A 22,307-nucleotide genomic window follows, 5' to 3' on the forward strand; every position below is an offset into this window, starting at 1 on the left:
GCGCCGGAGATGGTGAATCCAACGAGTTCGCTCGGTGCCAGGTGACCGCCGAACTCGTTGCGATCACCGGAGCGCGTCGATCCGGATATCGCCCACCCGCTCGGGGATGCACTCTGATCCGGCTGCTGTTGCCGCCGATCTCGAGGCCTGGTGCCGCCCCGGCGGGCTCTTGGGCAAAGCTCCTGACCGGATTCCTCCGGCCCCTCCCGTTTCCGTGAGGTTGATGCATCAGGAAGCGTTGGTGCACAGTAGGTTTGGGGTTCGCCGTGGGTTGCGCATCAAATCGAATGGTCAGTGCGGAGCGAGTCAGCTGGTCGGGACCGGCTGCGGGAGCGGCGCCGAGGAAGGCTCCTGCGGCGGCAGCTGGGTGGGTGGTTCTGTGGTCGGGTTTTCCGGCGGTATTTGCGGGAGCGGCGCCGACGAAGGCTCCTGCGGCGGCAGCTGGGTGGGTGGTTGTGTGGTCGGGTTGTCCGGCGGCACAGGCGGGGGTGGTTGTGTGGTCGGGGTGTCGGAAGGGACAGGCAGGGGCGGCTGCGGAGGCGGGACCACCGTGATGGGGGGTTCCGGGCTGGTGGATGGCAACGTCTCGGGCGGAAGCGGAAGCTGCTGCGGCGGCAAGGTGGGTAGCGGCGGCAGTGAAGTGGGCGGCAGTCCCGGAATCTGTAGATCCGTGGGCAGGGTTCCCGGCAACTGCCCGACTCCCGGCACCGTCGTGGAACCGGGTGTTCCCTGCACGGTGGCAGGCAGTTGGGTGGTCTGCGTCGACGCGCCGGTGGTGGTGGTTCCCGGCGTTGTCGTCGCCGGGGGTGGGGTGGGAGCGATCTTCTCGAGTTCCGCGGCCAGCTTCGCCCGCCACGCGTCGAGTTCGTTGCGCGTGTCAGCGTCGCGGACCCCACCGGCACGGTCGGCGGCGCCGTCGAGCAGGTTCTTCGCCGACTCCGCGTCGCCCGCGGCGATCAGCCGTTCGGCCTCCTGCAGCTGGGACGTGGTGTCGATCTGTGCAACGGTCGAATCGGCCTGCTGGCTGAACACGACCGACTTGACGCTCCACAGCGGATCGCCGGGTTCGGCGTTGTACGAGAAGATGGTGGCGCCGCCCATGACGACCGCGATCGCGGCGGCAGCGCCTGCGATGGGTCGCAACAGCCGGAGCTTGCCGCGGGCGGCGCTGCGTGCGGAACGGGCGTTGTCCGAGGCGTCGATCGCCGCGATCACGTCGTCGAGTAGCGGCCCGGTCGGCATCGGCGTCGACACGATGTCGGCACGCCAATTGGTCAGCAGAAGCGCGAGCTGGTCCTGTTCCGGCGAATCCGTTGCGACGGGACCGCCACCGGCGATCGCGTCGATCAGTGCGTCGTCGCGGCGCACAGCCGCGACGTCCACCGGTGCGTCGTCTCCTGGGAGATCGGCATCGGGATTGCCGTTGCGCTGGATGCCCCTAACCAAACCTCTCACCTGCCCTCGTCACATGCGATGGCTTCGTGTTGAGCCGCACGGACCGCTCCTGCGGTACTACCCACGATTGGGGCCGTCTACTCGGCTGACGTACCGACCACGAGCTGGAGGATCAAAATCTCCCGGTGCTTCGTCGGCAGCGTGCTCAGCGGTTCGTTCATCAGCCTGCTCGCTTCCGAGTCCAGCGCCCGCTGTTCGGGTCCGTCATCGTAGGCTTCGTCATCTGGTTTGTCGGTGACGGGCTCCGATTCGTTACCGCATGTCAGAGGACTGTTGCGGTTGCCGCACGACCGCGCCCGTCCGTTTGGGCCGACCCCGGCGCACTCGGGCGGTCCTGAGGCCCTGGGCCGGGGTCGACGTTTTTGTAGGGGCATCGCTTCATTTGGGTGGACGATCCTCCTAGTTGGATTATCCCACCGGTGGCCGGTACTCGGCGAGGCTCCGCGCCGCCTCCATTGCTGGTGGGTCGCGCTGATCTTGTCGCCGACTTCGGCGACGCTAATGCCGTCCGCAAGGCGGACCGACCGCGCACGGTGAAGGGTTTCGCAGGCATCCGCCGGACACAGCCTGCCCGGCGTCGCGCATTGAACCAGTCGTGTGTGTCCTGCGTTAGAACCATTGAGAGAGCCGCAGTGATCGATCCCGCGTGACCCCAGCCCAGACAGGGAGATACCGCCATGCAGTCCGACGAACTCAACCAGGAGCAGAGCCTGCGGATCAACCAGATGGCGTTTCCGCGTCGTACGGTTATCGCCGGTATGGGTGTTGCAGCCGCCTTGGCCGCCGGTAGCGCTCTGTTCAGCAGAACTCGCGCGTCGTCTGCGTCCGGCGGCAGCGGTAGCCCAGCTGTGAAGGCTGCGAGTGCAACCGTGCCGACCGGCAATGTTCCCGTCGGTGGCGGCGTGGTGCTCGGCGATGTTGTCGTCACACAGCCCAGCGGCGGTGACTTCCGCGGGTTCTCGTCGACATGCACGCACGCGGGGTGCACCGTATCCGACGTCTCCGGTGGCACCATCAATTGCCCGTGCCATGGCAGCAAGTTCAATCTCGACGGGTCCGTGCACAACGGTCCGGCGTCCGTTCCGCTCGCCCCACGGAGCGTCTCCGTTCAGGGTGACTCGGTCGTGGTCGGCTGAGGTGTGTGACGACTCAGGGGTGTCAACGAATTGGTACGCGGCAGATTGACCTCAGCCCGCGTGCCCGCGCCGTGCTGGTCTGCCCCTGGCGAATGAAACAAACCGATTGGCCTGTTTTCTGGTAGCGTCGGGGCCGTCATGGTGGTCACATGACAACGCGCACGTCTCAGGCATATGAGGCGATTCACGCGAGGGGTGGAGTGCAGGTGCTGCCCGAGCTGCTGATTGGGCGGCACCTGCACTCACCGTCACCGGAGGTGGGCACTCCTGGCGAGTCGAATCGCGGTCTACTTACCCGCCGTTTCCCGCGTGCGCAGGTCTTTGCGGAGGATTTTGCCTGCGGCGGACTTGGGGACGAGGTCGATGAACTCGACCCTGCGGACCTTCTTGTGCGGGGAGACCCGGGCGGCGACGAACGCGATCACCGCGGCCTCGTCCAGATCCTTGGCACCGGGCTGGGCGACGACGAACGCCTTCGGCACCTCCTCACCCTCGTCGTCGAGGACACCGATGACGGCGGCGTCGGCGATCTGCGGGTGCGTGAGCAGCAGCGCCTCGAGTTCGGCGGGCGGCACCTGATACCCCTTGTACTTGATCAGCTCCTTCATCCGGTCCACGATCGTCACCACCCCCTCGGCGTCGACGGTCGCAATGTCCCCGGTGTGCAGGTACCCGTCCGCGTCCAGGGTTTCGGCGGTGGCCTCGTCGTTGCCGAGGTACCCGGCCATGATGTTCGGGCCCTTGCACCACAACTCCCCCGGCGCGCTGACCCCCTCGGCCGGGTAGGCGACCTCCTGCCCGGTGGCGGGGTCGACGAGTTTGCATTCCATGTTCGCGATCGTCGGGCCGACCGAGTCGAGGGCGATGTCGTCGCGGTCGAACGGGATCGCGTGCGAGACCGGGCTCATCTCCGACATCCCGTAGCCCTGCCGGACCCGGCAGCCGAGCCGGGTGGCGACGGCCCTGCCCAGTTCCTGATCCAGCGGGGCGGCACCGGAGAAGATCGAATGCACCGAGGACAGGTCGTAGTCGTCGACCAACGGGTGCTTGGCCAACGCCACCGCGACCGGCGGCGCGATGAACACATACGTGCACCGCTGGGCGGAGACGATGCTGAGGAACTCGACGAGGTCGAACTTCGGCATCGTCACCAGGGCGGCCCGGTTGTAGAGGGCGGCGTTGAGCAGCACCGTCATCCCGTAGATGTGGAAGAACGGCAGCACCGCCAGCAGTTTGTCGTCGGCGCCGATGCCCATCCGCGGGTTGATCTGACACACGTTCGCGACCAGGTTGCGGTGGGTGAGCATCACCCCCTTCGGGCGGCCGGTGGTCCCCGACGAATACGGCAGCACCGCGAGGTGGGTGGCCGGGTCGAACGACACCTCCGGGGCCGGGTGGCCCTCGGTGAGCAGATCCGCCAGTGACGGGTGCCCGTCGGCGCCGTCGAGGACGATCACGTTCTCGGCCGGGATTCCGACCGTGACGGCCGCTGCCCGGGCCTGCGGTAGCAGTGGGGAGACGGTGAACAGGAATTTCGCGTGCGAGTCGGTGAGCTGTTTGGCGATGTCCTCGGCGGTGTAGAGGGCGTTGATGGTGGTGGCGACGCCGCCGGCGCGCAGGATGCCGTGGAACACCGCGGCGAACGCGGGCACGTTCGGTGAGTGCAGGGCCACCACCTCACCGACCGCGAGGCCGCGGGCGGCCAGCGCCCCGGCGACCCCGCCGATCTGCGCGACCAGGGTTTGGTAGGTGGTGACCGCACCGGAGGCGCCGTCGATCAGTGCGGGCCGTTCCGCATCCGCCGGGTCGACCCGACCGAACAGGAAATCGTAGACACTGAGGTTTGGGATCTCGACGTCCGGAAACGGGCTCTTGAAGCTCACGTGGGTCACTCCCTCGAAGATTGCGGCGGGCTCCCACGCGCGAATGGCGGCGAGCCTCGTGGGTCGTCCGGGCAACCATAGGCCGTGACAGCCATCACTTCATCGTGGTGCGACACCGAAGATGTTTGTGGTCGGCCCACAGTCCCCTGGTGGGAATGTGTCGAAGGTCCGAATTCTGGCTGTAGCCTGGCCACAGCGGGTGGACAGTATCGGAGGTCGTGGGGATGACCACAGCACACGGCGCGATGCGGCCGTTCGACGACGCGGCAATCGATCTCGCGAAGTGGGTGCACGACCGCCATCCGGAGATCGCGCGAGCCGCCACCGACGCGATCTGGGCGGAACTGCCGTCCTACCGCGCCACCGGACTGTACGACGATGTGGTCGCCCACGTCACCGCCGTCTTCGGGGTGTTCACGACCAGCGTCATCGAACAACGGAATCCGCGCCTCGACGATTTCGCGTTCACGTCCGGGCACGCCTCGGAGCGCGTCGCGCACGGCATCTCCCTGATCGACTTCCTTCACGCGTTTCGCATCGGGCAGATCGTCCTCTGGTCGTATGTTCTCGAATTCGTCCGATCGACGGAGGGACAGCAGGAAACGGCACTGAGCCTGGTCGAGCACCTCATGCGCACGATCGAGGCGGGCTGCTCCGCCGCCGCGACCACCTACCTGCAGGCGCAGCAATATCTCGTGGCCGACCAGGAGCGCATCGCACTCGACTGTCTCGAGGATCTGCTCGCGGGGAACGTGCCCGCCGTACCGGTCCGCCTGGAGGCGATGCGCCGGGCCGGGCTCGCGGACGGCGCCGGGTTCGTCGTCATCGTCTGCCGGGCAAGCTCGGAGGCGGACGACGCGGATCCGATCCTCGACGCACGCAGGGTGCTCTCCCGGCATCTGTCGGGGATGTTGGTGCCGTGGCGGCAGGAACTCGTCGGACTCGTCCCGCTCGAACGACTCAGCCCCGGCGCCCTGTCGCAGAAGGTCGCTCGCGCAGCCACCGACTTCGGGACGACCCGGACCACGGCGTCGATCGGTATCAGCTCGGCGCACCGCGGGTTCGACCAGACGGCCGAAGCGTTGCTGGAGGCTCAGGTCGCCTGCGACCACCTGGGAGGCCGGCGCGAGGTCCAGATCTTCGACGATCTCTCGCCGCTGGACTACCTGGTGCGGCGCGCGGACCCGACCGCGCGCCGACTCGTCGAGCCCCAGTTGCGCGCGTTCATCGCCGAAGACCTGTCGGCGGGCGCGATCTACATCGAGACGCTGACGGCGTACGTCGCCCACGACATGAACGCGAAGGAGGCCGCCTCCGCGCTACAGATTCACGTGAACACGATGTACTACCGGTTGGGTCGGATTGCCGAGCGCACCGGCAAGGACCTTCGGCGGGTGGAGGACGTCGTCAATCTCCTCCTCGCGGTCCGGATCGCGTCAACGGAGCCGCGCTGAGCGGTGCGGCCGCGATGCGAGATCAGGGGACGCGCAGGATCAGGGCGTCGCCCTGTCCGCCACCGCCGCAGAGGGCGACGGCGCCGGTGCCGCCTCCGCGGCGCTGCAACTCGAGCGCGAGGTGCAGGGTGATCCGGGCGCCGGACATTCCGATGGGGTGCCCGAGGGCGATGGCGCCGCCGTTGACGTTGACGCGTTCGGGGTCGACGCCGAGTTCGCGGGTGGACGCGATCCCGACCGCGGCGAACGCCTCGTTGATCTCGATCAGATCCAATGTGGTCGGTGAGATACCGGCTGCATCACAGGCTTTCGCGATCGCTCCGGACGGCTGGAACTGCAGTCCCGAATCCGGCCCGGCGACTATCCCGTGCTCGCCGATCTCAGCCAGCCACGTCAGGCCTTCCGCCTCGGCGCGCTCCTTGCTCATCACCACCACGGCGCAGGCGCCGTCGTTGATGGTCGACGCGTTGCCCGCGGTGACCGTGCCGCCGGCTCGGAATGCGCCCCGCAGCCGCGCCAGGGTTTCGGCGGTGGTGTCCGGCCGGATGCCTTCGTCGCGGCGCAGCCAGGTGCTCTCACCCTTGCGTGCGGGGATCTCGACGGGGACGACCTCGTCGTCGAAGACTCCGCTGTCCCACGCCTTCGCGGCGAGCTGGTGCGAGCGGGCGGCGAACGCGTCCTGGTCCTCGCGGGCGATGACGTCCCTGTCGTTGCCCGCCTCGGTGAGCAGTCCCATCGGCTGGTCGGTGAATGCGTCGTGCAATCCGTCGAGGGCCATGTGGTCGACGAGGGTGACGTCGCCGTACTTGAAACCGCCGCGCGAACCGGGCAGCAGGTGCGGTGCCTGGCTCATCGACTCCATGCCGCCGGCGACGATCACGTCGAACGCGCCGGACCGGATGAACTGGTCGGCGAGGATGATCGATTCGACCCCCGACAGGCACACCTTGTTGATGTTGAGCGACGGCGTGTTCATCGGGATGCCGGCCTTCGCGGCCGCCTGACGGGCGGGCATCTGCCCGGCGCCGGCGGTGAGGACCTGTCCCATGATGACGTACTGGACCCGGTCCGGGGCGACACCGGCCTTGCCGAGCGCCCCCTCGATGGCGATGGCGCCGAGGTCGGCGCCGGAGAATCCGGCGAGTGAGCCCTGCAGCCGGCCGATCGGGGTGCGGGCGCCGGCGACGATCACGGAGGTGGTCATGTGCGGAAGGCCTTTCGGGGGTGGGTTCGTCAGTTCGCGGCGAGGGTGCGGCTGATGACCAGTCGCTGAATCTGGTTGGTGCCCTCGAAGATCTGGGTGATCTTCGCTTCGCGCATGTACCGCTCGACGCGGAAGTCGCGGGTGTAGCCGTAACCGCCGAGGACCTGCACGGCGTCGGTGGTGACCTTCATGGCGGCGTCGGTGGCGACGAGCTTGGCGACGGACGCGTTGCGGGAGTACGGCAGGCCGGCGTCGCGGCGGCGGGCGGCGTCGATGTATGTGGCGCGCGCCGAGTCGACGGCGGCGGCCATGTCGGCGAGCAGGAACCCGAGGCCCTGGTGGTCGATGATCTTCTTGCCGAACGCGGTCCGTTCCTGGGCGTAGGCCACGGCCTCGTCGAGGGCCGCCTGCGCGAGTCCGACGGCGACGGCGGCGATGCCCAGCCGGCCGGAATCCAGTGCGCTGAATGCGATCTGCAGCCCCTGACCCTCCGCGCCGATGCGCCGCTCCACGGGCACGAAGGCGTCGTCGTAGTGCGCGGACGTGGTCGGCACGGCGTGCAGGCCCATCTTCTCCTCGGGCTTGCCGAACGTGAGTCCCTCGGTGTCCTTCGGGACCAGGAAGCAGGAGATCCCCTTCGAGCCCTCACCGGTGCGGGCGAAGAGGTTGTAGAAATCGGCGATGCCGCCGTGCGTGATCCAGGCCTTCGCGCCGTTGACGACGTACCCGCCGTCGGTCGCGGCGGCCTTGCAGGTCAGTGCGGCGGCGTCGGATCCGGCCTGGGGCTCGGACAGGCTGTAGGCGCCGACGGTGTTGCCGCCGAGCATGTCCGGGAGCCACTGCTGCTTCTGCTCGTCCGTGCCGAACGCCATCAGCGGGTGGCAGGCGAGGCTGTGGACGCTGACCGCCACCGCGACGGCGGCCCAGCGGGCGGCGATCTCCTCGAGCACCTGCAGGTACACCTCGTACGGCTGCGCGCCGCCGCCCCACTCCTCGGGGTACGGCAGGCTCAGCAGTCCGGCCTCGCCGAGGGTGGCGAACACGCCTTCGGGGTAGGTCTCCGACTTCTCGTGCTCGTCGACGATCGGCGTCAGGACCTTGTCGGCGACGTCGCGCGTGAGCCGGATCAGGTCACGGGCTTCGTCAGTAGGCAGCAAACGATCGACGGCCACAGTGTCTCCTCGGGAAGGCTACGGAAAGCAGTACTGGATTACGGCCCAGAGTACTGATTGCGAAATAGTACTGCAAGGCACCTCCCAGTACTATTTCTGTCATGGAGCAGCCCCCCCGACCCGGTTTCGCCACCCGACGGCGCACCCAGCTCTTCGACGCCCTCGTCGACCTCTTTCTGGTCGAGGGGTTCGCACACCTGACGCTCGACGAGATCGCGAACCGGCTGCGCTGCTCGAAGTCGACGCTCTACACCCTCGCCGGCAGCAAGGAGCAGCTGGTCCGGGCCGCCACGGTGCACTTCTTCCGCCGCGCGACCGAGGACGTCGAGTCGCGCATCGAGCCGATCGGCGGGGCCCGCGAGCGGATCACCGCGTACCTGTCGGCCGTCGGCAACGCACTCGCGGCCGCGTCCGACCAGTTCATGGCCGACCTCGACGCCTTCCCCCCGGCACGGGAGGTCTACGAACGGAACACGCAGTTCGCGGCCGGTCGGGTCCAGGAGTTGATCACCGAGGGCGTCGCCGCCGGCGACTTCCGCGACGTGCACGCCGCGTTCGCCGCCGACCTCGCCGCCACCATGATGGTCCGCATCCAGCAACGCGGGGTCCGCGACAGCACCGGGCTCGACGACGCGCACGCGTACGCCGAACTCGCCGCCATCCTCACGGGCGGCATCAGCGCCTGAGCCGGGTCACCGAGTCCGCGCGCCGAGTAGGTCCGCCGTTCTCCGCAACCGCATCAGCACCTGCAGGTCGAGTGCCTTGTCGGGGTCGCGCCAGTCCGGGCCGAGGAGGCGATCGATCGCGTCGAGGCGTTGATACAGGGTGTTGACGTGGACGCCGAGGCTCGACGCGGTCGCCGCGTGGTGACGGCCGTGCGCCAGATACTCCGACAGCGTTTCCAGCAGCGGCACCCCGCGTTTGGACTGCTCCGCCATCAACGGCCCCAGCTGGGCCTCCGTCAGTTCGTCGAGGTGCTCACGCGCCAGGTGGCTCAGCAGGATCCGGTAGATGCCCAGACCGCGCGCGGAGGAGACCTCCCCCGAGCGTCCGAGGGTGTCGAGCACGTCGACGGTCTGCTGCGCTTCGACGTACGCGTGGGCGAGCGCCTTCGCACCGCGCGCAGGTTCCGCGATACCGATCGTCGCGTCGAGCCGCCCGGAGGTGAACACCGCCTGGACGGACGCGGAGTTCTTGGCGGGGACGACGGCCAGTGCGCGGGAGCCGTGTTCCGCCGCAACGGTTCCAGGTGGGAGCGGCAAGTTTTCGAGGGCAGTGCGGATGGACGTGTCCGGCCCGGCGGCGGTCGCCACCGCGATGCAGTACGTCGTGTCGGGGTTCAGACCGGCCAACCGCAGTTGCCTGCGTTCGTCCTGCTCGGTGGCGGCCGGATGCGTCAGCAGGTCGACGAGAAACGCGTCCCGTGCGCGACGCGTCGCCTCACCGGCCGCGCGTTCCTCGGCGAGCGACAGTGCGATCGCCGGTGCGGCCCGTTCGAGCAGCAGACGCGTGGTCGGCTGCTCCGCGCCCAGGGACAGCAGCGCGCCGAGCATCTCCCCGGCCGCCGCGACGCGTTGCGCCAGCACCCCGCGTCGTGCGATGTGGTCCTTCCCGCCTGCGCGCAATTCGCGGACCGCCGCCGTCACATCGTCCGCGTGCGGCATCAGTTCCGCCGGTAACGCAGATTCGTCCAGCACGAAATATGCCGGTTGCCGGGAGAGTTGAGCGACCTCTTGCACCAGGCGCTGCACTCCCGCGCCGAGTAGCACCACCTGGGTCAGCGTCCGGTCCCACTGCAGAATCTGCTCGAGTTCGTTCGTGCGCTGCGACAATTCGGCGTTCACCGCTTCGAGCCGTGCGACAGTGTCTCGGTCGCGTTCCAGCGAGCGCACGTTCTCGATCGCGATCGCCGCATGCGCCGCCAGCGCCGACAACAGCGCGATCTCGGATTCGGTGAACGCCCGCTCCTGACGCTTGCACGCGAACAACGCACCGATGACGCGGTCGGCGACGCGGAGGGGGACCCCGAGCAGGCCGCGCATGTTCTCCGACCGCGCCGCGCTGTCGGCTCCCGTGATGTGCCGGAAGGCCGGTTCGCTCTGGTAGTCGGGGGTCCACTCCGGTGCGGACCGGCGGACGATCAGGCCCACGAGTCCTTCGTCCAGTGCCAGCCGGATGCCGACGAGATTCGGGGTCAGCGCCCCGCTGGTGACTTCGATGACGAATTCCTCGTCGTAGACCGATCCCATGTAGGCGAGATCCACCCCGAGCAGTTGCCGCGCCTGGTCGACCACCTCCTGCAGCAGCGCCCGGTCGTCGCGGACCGTCGTCAGCCGGACCGCGATGTCGTTGAGCGCCGCCAGTTCCCTGCTGCGCTGCCGGCGCTGGTCGAGCTGTGCCCGCAGCCGCAGCGCGGCGTTGGCCTCCCGTTCGACCGTCGCCCGGTCGGACGGGGTGGAGCCGTCGATCAGCGTGCGCCGGAGGGTCTCGAGTTCGTCGAGGGGTGCGTCGTCGAGCAGCAGTTCCATCCAGCCACGATCGGCAGTACTCACTGGTGTCTCCATCCATGGATTCCTGGATTTGATAGATGGAATCTACATTGGCCGAGATCCAGATCACAGCTACGTTTGAACCATCACCTTCTCGCCCGCAAAGGACTGGTTTTCGTCATGTTGATCGATGCACTGTTGGCAGCCCTTCCGGCGGATCGTGTCGTGCGCGACCCCGACGTCGTCGCCCGGTACCAGCACGACGAGGCGGAGTGGGCGCCGTACGCGGCGCCGCTCGCCGTCGTCCGGCCCCGAACGGCGCTCGAAGTCCAGGCCGTCGTGCGCGCCTGCCTCGAGCACGACACCGCCGTCGTTACGCGGGGCGCCGGCACCGGCCTGTCCGGCGGGGCGAACGCGACCGACGGCTGCGTCGTCCTCGCGCTCGAGGGTATGAACGCGATCAAGGAGATCGATCCCCTCGAGCGGTACGCCGTCGTCGAACCCGGCGTGGTGAACGATCACCTCCGGGCAGCGTGCGCCGAACACGGACTCTGGTATCCGCCGGACCCGGCCAGCGCGCCGTGGTCGACGATCGGAGGGAACGTCGCCACCAACGCGGGCGGACTGTGCTGCGTCAAGTACGGCGTCACCCGTGACTACGTGCTCGGAATGCAGATCGTCACCGGCACAGGTGAACTCGTGCGCCTCGGACGCAAGACCGCCAAGGGGGTGGCCGGCTACGACCTGGCGGGTCTGATGGTCGGGTCCGAAGGAACGCTCGGCGTCATCACCGAAATCACGGTCAAGTTGCGCCCGCTGCAAGACCCGCAGCGCACGGTGGCCGGCTACTTCGATTCCATCGTCGACGCGGGCCGGGCCGTCAGCGCGGTGGCCGCGGCGGGGCTCACCCCGTCGGCGCTCGAATTGGTGGACAGGCAGTGCCTCATCGCCGTCGATGCGTGGAAGAAGATGGGACTGTCGGTGGAGGCGAACGTCGTTCTCCTCGGCCGCATCGACACCGCGGGCGTCATCGGCGACCAGGAGGCGGAGAAGATGCTGTCGTGCTTCGACGAGGCCGGAGCCACGTGGTCTGCCGTGTCCACCGACCAGGAGGAGGCGGATGCGTTGTTCGCCGCGCGCCGCCTGGCCTACCCGGCGATGGAGCGGCTCGGACCGGTTCTCACCGAAGACGTGTGCGTTCCGAAACGGGCTGTCCCCGAGATGCTTGCACGCATCGAACAGATCGGCATCGCCCACGAGACCACGATCGCCAACATCGCACACGCCGGCGACGGAAACCTGCACCCGTTGCTCATCACACCCCGCGACGACGAGCCTGCCCGCGCCCGCGCGCAGGCCGCCTTCGCGGAAATCATCGACGCCGCACTCGAACTCGGTGGCACCGTCACCGGTGAACACGGTGTCGGTCTGCTGAAGATGGAAGGTCTTGCCCAGGAACTCGATCCGGTCGTGCTGGACATGCACCGATCGGTGAAGAACGCCCTCGACCCGCACGGAATCCTGAACCCGGGAAAGGTCTTTGCCCCGGGCCCGTGAGTACTTGTTAACCGCCGGCGGTTAACAAGTACTCACAGGGGGTGTGTCAGAGGCCGGCGCGGACCAGCTTCGCGGCGTCGACGAGGTTACGCAGCGACGCCTCCACCTCCACCGGACTGCGGGTCTTCAATCCGCAGTCCGGGTTGACCCACAACCGTTCCGCCGGAACCGCTTCGAGCGCCTCCTTCAGCGAGGCTGCGATCTCCTCCACGCTCGGCACGCGCGGGGAGTGGATGTCGTAGACACCCGGGCCGACGCCGAGATCGAACCCGACGGCGTTCAGGTCACCCAGGACCTCCATGTGCGAGCGGGCCGCCTCGATCGACGTCACATCCGCGTCCAGGTTCGCGATGGCGTCGATGACCTCACCGAACTCCGAGTAGCACAGGTGGGTGTGGATCTGCGTCGAGTCCGCGACCCCCGAGGTCGCGAGCCGGAACGCCCCCACGGACCAGTCCAGGTAGGCGGTCTGCTCGGCCGCCCGCAGCGGCAGGAGTTCGCGCAGTGCGGGCTCGTCGACCTGGACGATCCGGATCCCGGCGCCCTGCAGGTCGACCGTCTCGTCGCGGATGGCGAGGGCCACCTGGTTCGCCGAGTCCGCGAGCGGCTGGTCGTCGCGCACGAACGACCACGCCAGGATGGTCACCGGACCGGTGAGCATGCCTTTGACCGGGCGCTGGGTGAGGGACTGGGCGTAGGTGATCCAGCTGACGGTCATCGGGTTCGGACGGCGCACGTCGCCGTAGAGGATCGGCGGACGGACGCACCGGGACCCGTACGACTGCACCCAGCCGTTCTCGGTGGCGAAGAACCCGTCCAACTGCTCGGCGAAGTACTGCACCATGTCGTTGCGTTCCGGCTCGCCGTGCACGAGGACGTCGAGGCCCAGTTCCTCCTGCAGCGCAACGACATCGGCGATCTCGGCGCGCATCCGGATCAGGTACTCGGCGTCGTCGATCTCACCCTTGCGCAGCGCGGCTCGCGCCACCCGGATCGCGGTGGTCTGCGGGTAGGAGCCGATGGTGGTGGTCGGTAGCAGCGGCAACTCCAGCGCGGCCTGGGCCGGGCGGCGCTGATCGGCGGGGGAGCGGCCGGGGTCGGAGGCCAGGATCGTTTCCAGCCGGGCGCGGATTGCGTTGTCGCGCAGCCGCGGGTCGGTGGTGCGGGTCGAGGCCGCCGCCCGGGCCAGCGCGAACTCCTCGTCCACCGTCTCCCGGCCCTCGGTGAGCGCGGTGGCCAGCGTGACCACCTCGCGGACCTTCTCGGTGCCGAACGCCAGCCACGACCGCAGCGCCTTGTCCACGTTCTTCTCGGCCTGCAGGGTGTACGGGACGTGCAGCAGCGAGCAGGAGGTGGACACCGCCAGCGATCCGGTGCTGCCGAGCAGGGTGCCGAGGGTGGTCAGGGCGTTTTCGAGGTCGGTGCGCCAGATGTTGCGCCCGTCCACGACACCGGCGACGACGTGCTTGCGGGTCAGTTCGGGAACCGCGGCGAGGGTGTCGGATCCGGCGACCAGATCGACGGCGATGCCCTCGACCCCGGTCGAGGCGATCGCGGGCAGGGCGTCGCCGAGGCTGCCGAAGTAGGACGCCAGCAGGATCGCGGGACGGGTTTCGACGGCGGACAGCTGGTCGTAGACGCGCTTGGCGGTGGCGATCTCCTCCGGGGTGCGGTCGGCGACCAGGGCCGGTTCGTCGATCTGCACCCACTCGGCGCCGGCGTCGTGGAGCTGGGTCAGCAGATCCGCATACAACGGCACCAGCTCATCGATCCGATCCAGCAGCGGCGCCTCCGAGCCGACGGCCTTCGACAGCAGCAGGAACGTCACCGGACCCACGATCACCGGGCGGGCCGCGATGCCGAGTTCGAGGGCCTCACCGAGTTCGCCGAGCACCTTCGACGCATCCAGGGCGAACGAGGTGGACGGGGTGATTTCGGGGACGAGGTAGTGGTAGTTGGTGTCGAACCACTTCGTCATCTCCAGCGGGGTGACGCTGTCGGTGCCGCGAGCGGCGGCGAAGTACCGGTCGAGGTCGTCGTCGATGCCGGCGACACGGTCGGGCAGGGCGCCGAGCAGGACGGCGGTGTCGAGGACCTGGTCGTAGTACGAGAACGTGTTGACCGGGATCGAATCGAGCCCGGCATCGCGCAGGTCGGTCCAGGTCTGCCGGCGCAGGTCGGCGCCGACCGCGGCCAGGGCGGCGGCGTCGGCGCGGCCCGCCCAGTAGGCCTCGACGACCTTCTTGAGTTCGCGGTTCCGACCGATACGAGGTGATCCCAGTACGGTCGCGGTGAAGAGGGTGGTCACGGTGTTTCTCCAGTTGCATGCAGGGAAGGACCACCACCGGCAGAAACGAGTACACCTCTCGAGCCCGAGACAAAGCATGCTGCGACACGAGGAGGCCTACACGCCCATTCCCCGAGGCGGTGGACCGTCGGGCACGGCGTGCCCGACGCAGTCGGCAGGTCTTCGGACTCGCGGGCACCCGGTGGCATCCACCGGACCTAGTGGCCGTCGCTTCCCAGGCAAAATGCCCAGTGCATGATGACGGCGGTCGTTCCCACTCACCGCTGCGGGACAGTCCCGGATTCTCACCGGGTTCCCTCTCACACCCCGAGACCCCCGGAGGGATTCGCGGTGCTTCGACGCCTGGTGCGGTCTTCGGGGCTCCTCATGACCGTGCCGGGCGAACCAGCTGCACCGGTCAGCATAGGGGACAACCCCGTCCGGGTGGGACACCACACCCGCTTCCCAGGGGAGACGTTCGGCTGAGGATCCCTCCATTCATCGCGGTGTCGCATGTGTGGTTTCTCCATAGTTTCGAGCTGATCCGACTCATAGAGTGGTCCACGTCACGTCACGTCACGTCGCCCGGTCGGGCGCGCCCACTCTTCAGGAAGCCGAGACATTCATGTCGCCTGTACTGCAGAAACCCGAGATCGAGGCGAGGGTGGTCCGGAAGGTCGCCCGGCGGCTCATTCCGTTCCTCGGCCTGGCCTATTTCGTCAACTACCTCGACCGGACCAATATCGGGCTGGCGAAGTTGACCATGAGCGCGGAACTCGGCCTCACCGAGACGATGTTCGGCCTGGCCTCCGGGCTGTTCTTCATCGGGTATCTCCTGTTCGAGGTGCCGAGCAATCTCGCGCTGCACAGGTTCGGGGCACGCCGCTGGATCGCCCGGATCATGCTCACGTGGGGGATCATCGCGGCCGCCATGGCCTTCGTGCCCAATGTGGGATCGCTGTACGGGTTGCGCATGCTGCTGGGTATCGCCGAGGCCGGCTTCTTCCCGGGGGTCCTGCTCTACCTGACCCTGTGGTTTCCCCGCGCCTACCGGGTCCGGCTGATGGGCCTGTTCCTTCTCGCGCTCCCGGTGTCGTCGGCGCTCGGGGCACCGTTGTCGAGCGCCATCATCCAATACTGGGACGGCCTGTTCGGACTGTCCGGTTGGCGCGTGATGTTCTTGATCGAGGGGATACCCGCCGTCCTGCTCGCGGTGGTCACCTGGTTCTACCTCACGGACCGGCCGTCGCAGGCCACGTGGCTGGATGAGGACGAAAAGGTGTGGCTCACTCGCGAACTCGAATCCGAGGCTTCGGAATCCGGTTCCCACGGGTCGGTGCGCCGGGCGCTGACGGATTCCCGCGTGTGGATGCTGGGCCTCGTCTACTTCGGGATCACCTACGGGCTGTACTCGCTCAGCTTCTTCCTGCCCAGCATCGTCGCCGGTTTCAAGAAGACGTTCGCCACCGATTTCTCGCTGTTCACCACCGGGTTGATCGTCGCGGTTCCGTTCGCGGTCGGCGCCGTCGCAATGGTGTTGTGGAGCAGGCACTCCGACCGGACGGGTGAGCGGATCTGGCACGTCGCCGTCCCCACCCTGATCGGAGCCGTCTCCATCCCGGTCGCCCTGTACATGCAGTCGCCGCTCACGACGATGATCGCGGTCACCGTCAACGCGGTCGGTGTGTTCTGCGCACTGCCCGTGTTCTGGTACCTGCCCAGCACATTCCTGACCGGTGCCGGCGCCGCGGCAGGCATCGCCGTCGTCAACTCGGTGGGCAACCTGAGCGGTTTCGGGGCCCCGTACGTCACCGGGTGGCTGTTCGACGCCACCGGGAACTCGCGCGCCGGCCTGTGGGTCGTGGGGGCGGTCATGCTCGTCGCCGTGATGCTGGTTCTCATCCTCAGATCCCGGGTAAGTGCCACGCGCAGTACCGAAGACGCAGAGACCCGCGTGGTCACCGCGAGTCGTTGAGCATGCGCCCGGGGTCAGCGCTCCTCGGCGATCCGCTCGAGCAGTGGGCGGGTCCGGTAGGGGATGGCGTCACGCATGGCGACGGACACCGTGGTGCGCTCGATCCCGGGCACGGCGAGGATGAGGCCGGCGACGCGGTACAGGTCGTCGGCATCGACGGCGACCACGCCGATGTGCAGGTCTGCCGCTCCGGAGATGCCGACGACCTCGACGACCTCGGCGATGTCCCGCAGGTGTTCGATGACGTCCTCGAGGCGGTGCTGGTCGACGACCGCGGTGACGAACGCCTGCAGGGGGTATCCCAGGTCGCGGGGTGACACGCAGCGGTCCACGGGCGCGAGCACGCGCTGCTCCTCCCAGCGAGACATTCGTGCCTGCACGGTATTCCGTGCCATCCCCAGCAGGGTCGCCAGTTGGACGCCGGTTGCGCGGGGGGCGTCGCACAGGGCGAGCAGAAGGCGGGCATCGGTTCGATCGAGTCTCGTCATGTAGCGCAGTATCCCACACTCTCCGTGCTGGGAGTTGGGCATTTTGCTTAATTTGATAGACAGCACTTGCGCATGCTGGATCCCGATGTTTGCATAAGTGCATCATTCTGACCGAAACGGTCACACGTGGGCGGCGGTGTTTCCCGTTCCATCCCCATTCGGAGGTTTCGTGTTCGACAACGATGATGTGGTGCAGCTGGTCACCGAAACCGGTGCGCGAGTGGATCATCCCGACTACTCCCGGTACGTCGACGACGTGGACGTCGCCGCGGTGCGCGCGCTGTACGAAGACCTCGTCGTGGTGCGGCGCATCGACGCGGAGGCGACTGCGCTGCAGCGGCAGGGCGAACTGGGCCTGTGGGCGCCGCTGCTGGGGCAGGAAGCGGCGCAGGTCGGGTCGGCTCGCGCCCTCGATCCCGGCGACTTCGTCTTCGCCAGCTACCGCGAACACGGGGTGGCGTATTGCCGCGGCGTCGATCCCACCCACATGCTCCGGTTCTGGCGGGGGTCGACGCACTCGGGCTGGAACCCGTTCGACTACAACATGACAACCCCGGCGATCATCGTCGGCGCGCAGGCGCTGCACGCCACCGGGTATGCGATGGGGCTGCAGTTCGACGGCTCCGACGGCGCCGCGATCACCTACTTCGGCGACGGCGCCACCAGTCAGGGCGACATCTCCGAGGCCTTCGGATTCGCCGCGAGCTTCAACGCACCGGTGGTGTTCTTCTGCCAGAACAACCAGTGGGCGATCTCCGAACCGGTCAGTCTGCAGTCGCGGGTGAGCATCGCCGCGCGGGGCCGGGGCTTCGGCGTTCCCAGTGTGCGCGTCGACGGCAACGACGTGATCGCCGTGATCGCCGTGACCCGGGCCGCGCTCGAACGGGCACGGGAAGGCAGCGGACCGACCCTGATCGAGGCCGTCACGTACCGGATGGGCCCGCACACCACGTCCGACGACCCGACCCGGTACCGCCCGGCCGCGCTCGACGAGGAATGGAAACGCAAGGACCCCCTCGACCGCATCCGTGCGCTCCTCGAGTCGGCGGGCGCGATCGACGACGACTATCTCGCCGCGGTGCAGCAGCGCGCCGACGACACCGCCGCGGCGCTGCGCCGCGGGTGCCTCGAGACCGTCGAGCCCGAGCCGATGTCGTTGTTCGACAACGTCTACGCCGAACCCCATCCCCTCGTCGACGACGAGCGGCGCCAGTTCGCCTCCTACCTCGACAGCTTCGAAGGGACCGACGCATGAGCACATCCATCTCCGCGGCCGCCCCGACCACGCTTCCGCTCGGCAAGGCCCTCAACGCCGGCCTGCGCCGCGCCCTCGAGAACGACCCGAAGGTCGTGCTCCTGGGTGAGGACATCGGCAAACTCGGCGGCGTCTTCCGCATCACCGACGGACTGCAGAAGGACTTCGGCCCCAACCGTGTCATCGACACCCCGCTCGCCGAGTCCGGGATCATCGGCACCGCAGTCGGTCTCGCGATGCGCGGCTACCGGCCGGTGTGTGAGATCCAGTTCGACGGGTTCATCTACCCCGGCTTCGACCAGATCGTCTCGCAGGTCGCCAAACTGCACTACCGCACCGGCGGCAACGTCACGATGCCGATCACCATCCGCGTCCCGTACGGCGGCGGCATCGGCGCGATCGAGCATCACTCCGAGTCCCCGGAGGGCTATTTCGCCGCGACCGCGGGACTGCGGGTGGTCACCTGCAGCAACGCATCCGACGCGCACACGATGATCCAGCAGGCCATCGCCTCGGACGATCCGGTGCTGTTCTTCGAGCCCAAGCGCCGCTACTGGGAGAAGGGGCAGATCGACCCGGCCGCGACGGGGCCACTGCACAAGGCCCGGGTGGTCGCCCCGGGCACCGACGTCACCGTCGTCGCGTACGGGCCGCTCGTGACGACGGCCCTGCAGGCGGCGAAGGTCGCTGCGGATGAGGGTCGTTCGGTCGAAGTGATCGATCTGCGGTCCCTCTCCCCGCTCGACGTCGACACCGTCGCCGCGTCCGTGCAGCGCACCGGACGCCTGGTCGTCACCCACGAGGCGCCCGTGTTCCTCGGCATCGGCGCCGAAATCGCCGCCCGCATCAGCGAGCGCTGCTTCTACCACCTCGAGGCGCCGGTCGCCCGCGTCGGCGGCTTCACCGTCCCCTATCCGCCGGCGAAACTCGAACAGCACTTCCTGCCGGACGTCGACCGCATCCTCGACGCCGTCGACCGCACCTTCACCGCGTAAGCATCAGGAGTTCCCCCGTGCCCACTGTCAAGACATTCCTGCTGCCCGACCTCGGCGAGGGCCTCACCGACGCCGAACTGCTGACCTGGCAGGTCGCGGTCGGTGACACCGTGACGCTGAACCAGAACATCGCCGAGGTCGAGACCGCGAAGGCCTCCGTCGAACTCCCATCCCCGTACGCCGGAACGGTGGTCGCGCTGCACGCGGCGGAGGGGACGACCGTCGACGTCGGCTGCCCGTTCATCGACATCGAGGTCGCCGGCGAGGAACCGAAGGTGGACCCCGCGCCCCCGGCCGAGCGGACTCCGGTCCTCGTCGGCTACGGCGTGGCCGAGGACTCGTCCAGCAAGCGCCGCCGCAGGCACACAACCGCCGCGGTCGCTCGCGTCGACGAGGTGCCCGCCCCGCACCCGACGCGTCCGCTGGCCTCGCCGCCCGTGCGGTTCGTCGCGAAGCGACACGGGGTCGACCTCACCGCGGTGGCTGCCACCGGGGTGCACGGTGAGGTCACCAGGGATGACCTCGAACGTCATCGCACCGCCACCCCGGTGACGACGCCGACGGCCACGCCCGTGCCCGACGCCGACGAGGAACGCATCCCGATCAAGGGCGTCCGCAAGCACACTGCGGCGGCGATGGTCCGCAGCGCGTTCACCGCCCCGCACGTCACCGAGTTCGTCACGGTCGACGTCACCCCGACCATCGAACTGCTGGCTCAGCTACGGGACACGAAGCACTTCACCGACGTGCGCCTGACACCACTGACGTTGGTGGCCAAGGCCCTGCTCGTGGCGCTGCGCACCAACCCGACCCTGAATTCGTTCTGGGACGAAGGCGCGCAGGAGATCGTGGTCAAACGCTCCGTGAACCTCGGCATCGCGGCCGCCACGCCGCGCGGACTCATGGTGCCCAACATCAAGAACGCACACACCCTCGGTCTGCGCGACCTTGCGATCGCCCTGTCGGATCTGACGACCACCGCCAAGGAGGGGAAGACCGGACCGGCCGACCTGGCGGACGGCACCATCACGATCACCAACGTCGGTGTCTTCGGCATCGACTCGGGCACACCCATCCTCAACCCCGGCGAGGCGGCGATCCTGTGCTTCGGGGCGATCCGCAGGCAGCCGTGGGAATACCGGGGCGAGATCGCGTTGCGGTCGGTGACGACCTTGAGCCTGTCGTTCGACCATCGACTGGTCGACGGCGAGCAGGGATCGCGATTCCTCGCCGCCATCGGCCAGATCCTGTCCGACCCGATGACGTTGATCGCGCTGAGCTGAGCCTCCGTTCGATCCGACCTTCCGGCACGTCCGATGACGTGCCCGACCGAGGGAGATTCCCCATGTCTGACCAACCCGACGTCCTGATTCTCGGCGGAGGATCCGGCGGATACGCCTGCGCCTTCCGTGCCGCGCAATTGGGCAAATCCGTCACCCTGATAGAAGAGGACAAGGTCGGCGGCACCTGCCTGCACCGCGGGTGCATTCCCACCAAGGCGCTCGTGCACGCCGCCGAGGTCGCTGACACCGTCGCCCACGCGTCGGCCCTCGGGATCGGTGCGACACTCGACGGGATCGACCTCGACGGTGTCCACGCGTACAAGAACGCGATCGTCGAACGCCTCTACAAGGGTCTGCAGGGGTTGGTCCGCAGTCACCGGATCGAAGTGGTCCACGGCACCGGTCGCTACGCCGGAGGCCGCACCGTCCACGTCGGTGACCGCACGATCACCGGCGCGGCACTGGTCCTCGCGACCGGTTCGGAGGTCCGGAGTCTCCCCGGACTCGAGATCGGCGGCCGAATCCTCACCAGCGACCAAGCATTGACGTTCCCCGAGCTTCCGCGGCGCGTCGTCGTGCTCGGCGGCGGTGTCATCGGCGTCGAGTTCGCCGGCATCTGGGCGTCCCTGGGCGCGGACGTCACGATCGTCGAGGCGCTGCCCCGGCTGATCGCCGCCGAGGACGAATGGGCCTCGAAGCAACTCACCCGGGCCCTGCGCAAGCGCGCCATCACGGTCATGACCGGCACCCGATTCGCGAAAGCCGTTCAGGACGAGCGGACGGTCAGCGTCACCGTGGAATCGGGCGACACGCTCGAGGCCGACCTGCTGCTCGTCGCGGTCGGCCGCGGACCCCGCACCGCGGGCCTGGGACTCACCGAGCTGGGCGTCGACGTCGACCCCCGCGGATTCGTCACGGTCGACGATTCCCTGCGCACCTCGCAGCCGGACGTGTACGCGGTCGGCGACATCGTCGCCGGACCTCAACTCGCGCACCGCGGATTCCAGCAGGGCATCTTCGTCGCCGAGACGATCGCCGGTCTGAGCCCGACCTTGTTGGAGGACAGCGCAATTCCGCGGGTGACGTACTCGAACCCCGAGGTCGCGTCGGTCGGGCTCACCGAAGAACAGGCACGCGAACGCCACGGCGACGTCGCCACCGTCGTCTACGACCTCGCCGGCAACGGCAGAAGCCAGATCCTCGGAACCAGCGGCGGCGTCAAACTCGTCCGCGCCGGAGCCACGGACGGACCGGTCGTCGGTATCCACATGGTCGGAGAACGCGTGGGTGAACTCATCGGCGAGGCACAATTGATCGTCAACTGGGGTGCCTACCCGAACGAGGTCGCCGCACTCGTTCACGCGCACCCCACCCAGGCCGAGGCGCTCGGCGAGGCGCACCTCGCACTCGCGGGAACCCCGCTGCACAGCCACAGTTGATCGAGAGCATTCAGCTGTGTCCCTTTGGCAGGGTGGAGGAGAGGGTATGGCGTGTGACGGCATGGTGCCGCCCGCAGGCGAGGAAGAGGGGGGCTCCCCGGCCGCGGGCGGCTGTGGCCCTCCAGCCGAGGGGTGACCGGTCAGGGGGCCTCGCTGGTCCGTGGGGCCGCCGGGCCCGCGGATCAGCGTAGGTGGTGGGTACCCGATATGTGCGGGACTATTCACCGCGGGGAGC

Annotated in this window: 16 protein-coding genes, 1 pseudogene and 1 riboswitch; of the genes and pseudogenes, 9 read left to right on the forward strand and 8 right to left on the reverse strand. The window is 68.3% G+C overall.

What is annotated here, in order from left to right:
• Positions 1–306: 306 nt before the first annotated feature.
• Together BLV94_RS29725 and BLV94_RS51050 are read right to left on the reverse strand one after the other, a co-directional pair.
• The gene (locus tag BLV94_RS29725) at positions 307–1,455 is read right to left on the reverse strand and encodes an anti-sigma-D factor RsdA (protein ID WP_072946673.1); all 1,149 of its coding nucleotides are present in this window, start codon (positions 1,453–1,455) and stop codon (positions 307–309) included.
• Positions 1,439–1,706: pseudogene (locus BLV94_RS51050) on the reverse strand (RNA polymerase subunit sigma); the annotation flags it as partial. The pseudogene BLV94_RS51050 and the gene BLV94_RS29725, both read right to left, overlap by 17 nt.
• 426 nt (positions 1,707–2,132) lie before the next feature.
• On the opposite strand from BLV94_RS51050, the gene BLV94_RS29735 reads away from it, so the two are divergent.
• The gene (locus BLV94_RS29735; RefSeq protein WP_072946674.1) at positions 2,133–2,591 is read left to right on the forward strand and encodes a QcrA and Rieske domain-containing protein; all 459 of its coding nucleotides are present in this window, start codon (positions 2,133–2,135) and stop codon (positions 2,589–2,591) included.
• A gap of 287 nt (positions 2,592–2,878) precedes the next feature.
• Here BLV94_RS29735 and BLV94_RS29740 read toward each other — a convergent pair whose 3' ends face one another.
• Positions 2,879–4,474, reverse strand: a complete 1,596-nt coding sequence (locus BLV94_RS29740; RefSeq protein ID WP_072946773.1) for an AMP-binding protein — start codon at positions 4,472–4,474, stop codon at positions 2,879–2,881.
• 224 nt (positions 4,475–4,698) lie between these two features.
• Here BLV94_RS29740 and BLV94_RS29745 point away from each other — a divergent pair, with 224 nt between their 5' ends.
• Positions 4,699–5,928: a PucR family transcriptional regulator gene (locus BLV94_RS29745; RefSeq protein ID WP_083395712.1), complete on the forward strand. Its 1,230-nt coding sequence runs from the start codon at positions 4,699–4,701 to the stop codon at positions 5,926–5,928.
• Between the two features lie 22 nt (positions 5,929–5,950).
• Here the strand turns inward: BLV94_RS29745 and BLV94_RS29750 are convergent, their stop codons facing one another.
• The gene (locus BLV94_RS29750; RefSeq protein WP_072946675.1) at positions 5,951–7,132 is read right to left on the reverse strand and encodes an acetyl-CoA C-acetyltransferase; all 1,182 of its coding nucleotides are present in this window, start codon (positions 7,130–7,132) and stop codon (positions 5,951–5,953) included.
• Between the two features lie 29 nt (positions 7,133–7,161).
• Positions 7,162–8,304: an acyl-CoA dehydrogenase family protein gene (locus tag BLV94_RS29755; RefSeq protein ID WP_072946676.1), complete on the reverse strand. Its 1,143-nt coding sequence runs from the start codon at positions 8,302–8,304 to the stop codon at positions 7,162–7,164.
• A 101-nt stretch (positions 8,305–8,405) separates the two neighbouring features.
• On the opposite strand from BLV94_RS29755, the gene BLV94_RS29760 reads away from it, so the two are divergent.
• Positions 8,406–8,990 (forward strand): TetR/AcrR family transcriptional regulator, encoded by a 585-nt coding sequence (locus BLV94_RS29760; protein WP_072946677.1) that lies wholly within the window; start codon positions 8,406–8,408, stop codon positions 8,988–8,990.
• A gap of 6 nt (positions 8,991–8,996) precedes the next feature.
• Here BLV94_RS29760 and BLV94_RS29765 read toward each other — a convergent pair whose 3' ends face one another.
• Entirely contained in the window at positions 8,997–10,868 is a 1,872-nt protein-coding gene (locus tag BLV94_RS29765) for a helix-turn-helix domain-containing protein (protein WP_174705542.1), read from the reverse strand.
• Positions 10,869–10,973: 105 nt separating this feature from the next.
• Between BLV94_RS29765 and BLV94_RS29770 the strand changes: the two genes are divergently transcribed.
• The gene (locus tag BLV94_RS29770; RefSeq protein ID WP_072946775.1) at positions 10,974–12,350 is read left to right on the forward strand and encodes an FAD-binding oxidoreductase; all 1,377 of its coding nucleotides are present in this window, start codon (positions 10,974–10,976) and stop codon (positions 12,348–12,350) included.
• 46 nt (positions 12,351–12,396) lie between these two features.
• On the opposite strand, the gene metE is transcribed toward BLV94_RS29770, so the two are convergent.
• Positions 12,397–14,658, reverse strand: coding sequence for a 5-methyltetrahydropteroyltriglutamate--homocysteine S-methyltransferase (gene metE / locus BLV94_RS29775; protein WP_072946679.1), 2,262 nt, complete (start codon positions 14,656–14,658; stop codon positions 12,397–12,399).
• 136 nt (positions 14,659–14,794) lie between these two features.
• A riboswitch (cobalamin riboswitch) is annotated at positions 14,795–14,990 on the reverse strand.
• 272 nt (positions 14,991–15,262) lie between these two features.
• Here metE and BLV94_RS29780 point away from each other — a divergent pair.
• Entirely contained in the window at positions 15,263–16,612 is a 1,350-nt protein-coding gene (locus BLV94_RS29780) for an MFS transporter (RefSeq protein WP_072946776.1), read from the forward strand.
• 14 nt (positions 16,613–16,626) lie between these two features.
• Here BLV94_RS29780 and BLV94_RS29785 read toward each other — a convergent pair whose 3' ends face one another.
• The gene (locus tag BLV94_RS29785; protein WP_072946680.1) at positions 16,627–17,100 is read right to left on the reverse strand and encodes an Lrp/AsnC family transcriptional regulator; all 474 of its coding nucleotides are present in this window, start codon (positions 17,098–17,100) and stop codon (positions 16,627–16,629) included.
• Between the two features lie 169 nt (positions 17,101–17,269).
• Between BLV94_RS29785 and pdhA the strand changes: the two genes are divergently transcribed.
• The 4 genes from pdhA to lpdA all read left to right on the forward strand — a co-directional run bounded on the left by pdhA (position 17,270) and on the right by lpdA (position 22,072).
• Positions 17,270–18,355: a pyruvate dehydrogenase (acetyl-transferring) E1 component subunit alpha gene (gene pdhA / locus BLV94_RS29790; protein ID WP_072946681.1), complete on the forward strand. Its 1,086-nt coding sequence runs from the start codon at positions 17,270–17,272 to the stop codon at positions 18,353–18,355.
• Positions 18,352–19,350 (forward strand): alpha-ketoacid dehydrogenase subunit beta, encoded by a 999-nt coding sequence (locus BLV94_RS29795; RefSeq protein WP_072946682.1) that lies wholly within the window; start codon positions 18,352–18,354, stop codon positions 19,348–19,350. Before pdhA ends, BLV94_RS29795 begins: the two co-directional genes overlap by 4 nt.
• Positions 19,351–19,367: 17 nt before the next feature.
• Entirely contained in the window at positions 19,368–20,633 is a 1,266-nt protein-coding gene (locus tag BLV94_RS29800; RefSeq protein ID WP_072946683.1) for a dihydrolipoamide acetyltransferase family protein, read from the forward strand.
• A gap of 62 nt (positions 20,634–20,695) precedes the next feature.
• A complete protein-coding gene (lpdA, locus tag BLV94_RS29805; protein WP_072946684.1) occupies positions 20,696–22,072 on the forward strand; it encodes a dihydrolipoyl dehydrogenase in 1,377 nt (458 codons plus the stop codon).
• The last annotated feature ends 235 nt before the right edge of the window (positions 22,073–22,307 follow it).

The sequence above is a fragment of the Rhodococcus koreensis genome (assembly GCF_900105905.1).
Lineage (GTDB): Bacteria > Actinomycetota > Actinomycetes > Mycobacteriales > Mycobacteriaceae > Rhodococcus_F > Rhodococcus_F koreensis.

Coding starts and splice junctions, on each gene's coding strand:
- BLV94_RS29735 (WP_072946674.1), top strand. CDS start 2,133: ATGCAGTCCGACGAACTCAACCAGGAGCAGAGCCTGCGGATCAACCAG.
- BLV94_RS29745 (WP_083395712.1), top strand. CDS start 4,699: ATGACCACAGCACACGGCGCGATGCGGCCGTTCGACGACGCGGCAATC.
- BLV94_RS29750 (WP_072946675.1), bottom strand. CDS start 7,132: ATGACCACCTCCGTGATCGTCGCCGGCGCCCGCACCCCGATCGGCCGG.
- BLV94_RS29760 (WP_072946677.1), top strand. CDS start 8,406: ATGGAGCAGCCCCCCCGACCCGGTTTCGCCACCCGACGGCGCACCCAG.
- BLV94_RS29765 (WP_174705542.1), bottom strand. CDS start 10,868: ATGGAGACACCAGTGAGTACTGCCGATCGTGGCTGGATGGAACTGCTG.
- BLV94_RS29770 (WP_072946775.1), top strand. CDS start 10,974: ATGTTGATCGATGCACTGTTGGCAGCCCTTCCGGCGGATCGTGTCGTG.
- BLV94_RS29780 (WP_072946776.1), top strand. CDS start 15,263: ATGTCGCCTGTACTGCAGAAACCCGAGATCGAGGCGAGGGTGGTCCGG.
- BLV94_RS29785 (WP_072946680.1), bottom strand. CDS start 17,100: ATGACGAGACTCGATCGAACCGATGCCCGCCTTCTGCTCGCCCTGTGC.
- BLV94_RS29795 (WP_072946682.1), top strand. CDS start 18,352: ATGAGCACATCCATCTCCGCGGCCGCCCCGACCACGCTTCCGCTCGGC.
- lpdA (WP_072946684.1), top strand. CDS start 20,696: ATGTCTGACCAACCCGACGTCCTGATTCTCGGCGGAGGATCCGGCGGA.